Raw genomic sequence first — 4,810 nt, 5'->3', positions numbered from 1 at the left:
CCACGCCCGTCGAGCGGCTCGTTGAGGACAACTCGCCCTACCGCTGATCGGTTCAAGGGACGAGTGCATGGTTCTGGAATCAAGGAAGCTTCCCACGGTAGGGCGAGCCTGTCCCCAGCGAGCCGAGTCAGACGTATTCCACGCCTGTCGAGCGGCGTGTTGAGGACAACTCGCCCTACCGCTGATCGGTTCAAGGGACGAGTGCATGGTTCTGGAATCAAGGAAGCTTCCCATGGTAGGGCGAGCCTGTCCCCGGCGAGCTGAGCCGGACGTATTCCACGCCTGTCGAGCGGCTCGTTGAGGACAACTCGCCCTACCTGTTCATGGCAAAAAAAAGAGGACCGGGCTTTCGCCCGGTCCTCTGTGAGAATGCTCCAGAGCCTTTACTGTTTGGCTCGGTAGAATTTCCCGGCCCCGGAGAACGTGATACTCGCCGGGCTGCTCGCTCCAGCGACATCAGCCCAAGGTCCGGTCACGGAATCCGCAGCCTGCAGAGTGCCCGTGAAGGTCAGCCTGAGTCCGGTCGCAGTGCGCTCGAAAGCGAGCTTCGATCCTGGAGGCGGGGTCGTCGTGCCGAAGTCGCGGTAATTCCTGAACTTCGCCAGCACGCCGTGGTTCAGGCCGTCCTTTGTGCCGTTGTTGAGTAGTTCGGGCGCCAGGAATGGACCCACGAAGAGCGTGGGCGCGAGATTGGCAAACTCGCGTCTCGTCATCTGGTTCCAAACCTTCCCATCGAGGCTGCGGAATGTGATCAGGAAGTTGCCCTCCCGCTTCAACCGCATCCACACGTTGGGATAGTTCATCGGTCCGAAACCGCCGTCCGCGCTCTGCATTTGATTGCCGAAGTTGCGGCTATAGGTGTCTTCCGCACGCCAATGATTTTCGTAGCCGTTGTTCGCCACGCCAGCGTCCCAGCGGATCGTTGGGTTTGCGTGAACCGTCTGGAACCGGCTGAACAGTTGCGCCTTCGGGACGCAATAGGTGCCATCCGTCTCGAGCGCCTGGGTGCAGGCGCCGCGATCAGGTCGATTCTTGCCTTCGTCCAGCGCTTCGCGGGCCATCAAGCCGCAACGCGACCATTGGCTGCTCGGATCTTGATATTCCAACTGGGCGATCTTGTCGAAGTCTCCCGTGATTGGCTCGTTCACGAAAGTTGCTTCGTCGTAGTCGGACCAGAAGGCCACTCCGCTGCTGATGATGTCGAATCCTTGATCGCCGACGCGGACCGCGTCGTTCGCGAATCCGGATTCGTTAGCGCCGACGATGGTGTAGGTCTTCGCAGCTTCGGCGGTGAATGGGACTTCAATCGGAGAGGTGATCGTGTTTCCTTTGACGTCTTTGACGCCCTTAACGCTGACCTTGTACGGCTGGCCAGCAGTCAGGCCTGAAACGATCAGTTTGACGCCCGAATACTCGACGGGCTTGACCGGAAGATCGGGCGAGAACCCGGCCAGAGAGCGAGTCACGACTTCGACCTTCTCGATCTTGCCCGCGCTGATGGTGTAGTTGGCTGCAGCGCCCACGGAAGCAGCATCTACCGGTTCATCGAACCCGATGCCGATTTCCTGGTTGTTGCCCTTCTTCAAGGCGCCGGCGAACGGAACAGGCGGCGTTGTGTCACCCGTGACAGTCAACGTTGCTTCGCTGCTGGTGGCCACTGCCCCGGGGATCGAGACAATCACTTTCAGCTTAGCTCCGTTGTCCGCTGGTGTCACCGGTCCAAACGAGACTGACTTCGATGTGCCGCCGGAAAGGTTCACACCGTTTTTCTGCCATTGAAACGCCACCGGACCGTGCGTTGAGGTGTACTCCACGGTGAAGGTCGCAAGCTTTCCTTCTTGAGCCGTAGCGTTGGCCGGCTGCGTGGTGATCGCCACACTGCCTTTGGAGGGCATTTCGTAGGACAAGAATCCGGGCGCGATTGGCGCAAGCGCGCCAGCAGCCGTCTTGTCGCCGACTTTCCGCCACGCGACCTGGCAAAAGTCACCGCCGCCGCCTTCTTTGTAGAGCGCCTGGATCAGATAACGCCGCCCGGCTGTCAATTGGATCGGAGCCGACGTTTCGGCCGCGCCAGATTCCTCGAAGGCGCCGCAACAGCCCGTTTCTTCCGCCACGGGCGCGAGATTGGCTTCTTTGTCATCCGTGCTGACGAACAACTGAGAAGCATCATCGCTGCGGATGAAAAACTCATATTGCCCCGACTCAACAGGTGTCACCCATGCCGTGATCCGTGCGCCGTAAGCCTCAAGGCTGTCGCTTGGAAGAGCGCTGCGGCTGTTGAACCCGGCCAGATAAACGACTTCATCCGGGGAAGCCGGGTACTTCGGGCTGTCCAAAAGATTCTGGACCGGGTTTCCAGAAATCTCTTTGTAAATCTCCATCTTGGCAAAACCAGGCACGACAATCGGCGGACCCAGTTTGAGCACCGTGAGCGTCGCGTCCTTGCTGGTGACGGATTGCCCGCCCGCAGAGACGACGACGCTGATCTTGGCGTTGTTGTCTGCTGCCACGAGCTTTGCGCTGGTGTAGGTCGCGGAGGTGGCTCCGGCGATAGCGGCTCCATTCTTGCGCCATTGATAAGTGATCGGCGCGTCTGGACCGAGGCTGTTGTGGCTGACGCTGAACGCGGCCGTCTGCCCCTCATCGCGCAGGGTGCTCGCCGGATCGACAGTGATCTTGAGCGTGGTATCCGCCACGGAAGAGAGGAATTCGCTGCCGATGGGCAACGCGCCGGCTTCCGGGTCCGGATCGCCCTTCTTGATCCAGGTCACTGCGACGTTGTCGCCGCCAAGGCCCTCGCTATGGATCGCTTCGACGAAATAGCGTTTGCCCGCTTCAAGGCGGATGGGATTAGATCGGTTATCGCATTGGACGCCGCCGTTATCGGGGCAAGCGGGCCGCCGCGAAGTCGCCACCCAGGCGCGCACGCCGTTCCATTGCGGCTCGTTGGCGATCAGCTTCTTGTTGGCCTCGGTTTCGTCCGTGCTGAGCCACAGCTCAGCCGGATCGTCCGCAGCAACGAAGAAGATGTACTCGGCCGTTTGCTTGGGAGTCAGCCAGCCCCAAAGGCGATCGCCGTAGTTATCATAAACGTTCCCGGGAGGTGGCGTTCCATCGTCCGCTCCGGGCGGGAACTCGAAGTATTTAAGGAACCGGACTTCGGTAGGGTTGTTGGGGAATCGCGGATCGGCTTTCGTTCCAGCGACGGAATTAGCCGCGGTTTTGTTGAAGAAGATGTCTGCCCTCAAGTAACCATTAACAGCCTTTTGCTGCGCGTAAGAGCTAACTGAGGCCAGCCCGGCTACAGCAAAAAGGAGAGCAAACGCTTTGCACGGTGTTCTTGGCATAGTCTGTTATTCTGAGTTTGTGAAACTCGCGAAAGTCGTCTGAGGGGAATCAGCCCGGACACTCATCCGTACTGCCCTCTTCCGCGTGCACACAGCCTTAGACGATTCTCTCGAGCACTGTTCGTTCGGGAACTCGGCAGACTTCACCATATATTTGGCCTGGCTCGCAACAAAAAAGCACTTGAGAACGTTGGGAACACGCGGTTTGGCTCCTGACCACGGCTGATTCAAGAAGGAGCGCGGGCAGCCTGCCCGCGAGAGGTTTTTCTGTCCAGATCCTCGGAAACGGGCGGGCAGGTTGCCCGCGCTCCTTTCGCCGATTCTTGAATCAGGCGTGGGCCGCCGATTCTCCCCAGACATTCTGAGTTGAAACATGCGATTCTGGCGTCATATTTGGCCGCCACGATGAAACCGGACAAACGGAAACGCCCTCCCCATTCGGGAAAACCTCCCTCGCGTTCGGATTCCAGGTTAACTCCTTCGACTCCCCCGAAATCAAACGCCGCCAAAATCGGGCTGGTTTTGGTCCTCGTCGCGGCGGCTTTGTGCGCTCTGGCCGTTTACCGGTTGCGCGTTGACCGCCCGGGTCCAAGTCCGGCATCGGCCAGCACGTCCCTCGCCAAGGCCTCGTCACCGCTCCCTTCAAATCTGGAAGGCACAAACGTTTCCTCAGCGACTACCACGAACACCCATTCCCACGGAGAGGAAGGCGAAAGCGCGGCGAACGATGCCGAAATCGCCGTCGGTCTCCTCACGCGTGGCAACGAGTTGCTCGCCGAAGGGAAGATCGAGGAAGCCGTGAAGGAGTATCAACATTCCCTGAGCCACGACGCGGGCTCCGAGGATACGCATTACAACCTGGCCATCGCCCTGACCCGGCTCGGCAAGGATGAGGAAGCCATTCAACACTACACGGAGGCGCTGAGGATTCTGCCGGACTACGCTGAAGCCCACAACAACCTTGGCAACCTCCTCGTCAAACGCGGGCAGTTCGAGGAAGCCGTGAAACATTTCAATGAAGCGCTAAACCTCAACCCGGACTCGGCTTCGACCCATAACAACCTGGGAACCGTCTTGGCGCGGCAAGGCAAGCTGACCGACGCGACCATCCATTTCGCCAAAGCGGTGCAACTCACGCCGAACTACGTGGACGCCCACTACAACCTGGCCAACGCGTATGTTTCCCAAGGCCGGATCGACGAGGCGATCGAGGAATTCCAGGAAACCCTCCGGCTGAAGCCTGATTTCCAGCCCGCCCTGCGCGCCCTGGGCAAGGCGCTGCAACGGAAAGGGCCGTAGGGCCGTTGGCAGAGCGCGAACGCGGATCGCGAGTTCTTCCTCTGACCTTCTGGTAGGGCGAGCCTGTCCCCAGCGAGCCGAGTCGGACGTGTTCCACGCAGGCCGAGCGGCTCGCCGGGACGGACTCGCCCTACCGCTGATCGGTTCAAGGGACGAGTGCATGG

The 4,810-nt window shown here is 59.9% G+C and carries 2 protein-coding genes; one reads left to right on the top strand and one right to left on the bottom strand.

What is annotated here, in order from left to right:
• Positions 1 to 383: 383 nt before the first annotated feature.
• Positions 384 to 3,347: a hypothetical protein gene (locus tag FJ398_26110; protein MBM3841362.1), complete on the bottom strand. Its 2,964-nt coding sequence runs from the start codon at positions 3,345 to 3,347 to the stop codon at positions 384 to 386.
• A 366-nt stretch (positions 3,348 to 3,713) separates the two neighbouring features.
• On the opposite strand from FJ398_26110, the gene FJ398_26105 reads away from it, so the two are divergent.
• Positions 3,714 to 4,646, top strand: coding sequence for a tetratricopeptide repeat protein (locus FJ398_26105; GenBank protein ID MBM3841361.1), 933 nt, complete (start codon positions 3,714 to 3,716; stop codon positions 4,644 to 4,646).
• Positions 4,647 to 4,810 lie beyond the last annotated feature (164 nt).

Source organism: Verrucomicrobiota bacterium, assembly GCA_016871535.1.
Taxonomy (GTDB): domain Bacteria; phylum Verrucomicrobiota; class Verrucomicrobiia; order Limisphaerales; family SIBE01; genus VHCZ01.
The sequence above is the reverse complement of the archived record's forward strand: the minus strand, read 5'-3'. Positions and strand labels throughout refer to the sequence as shown.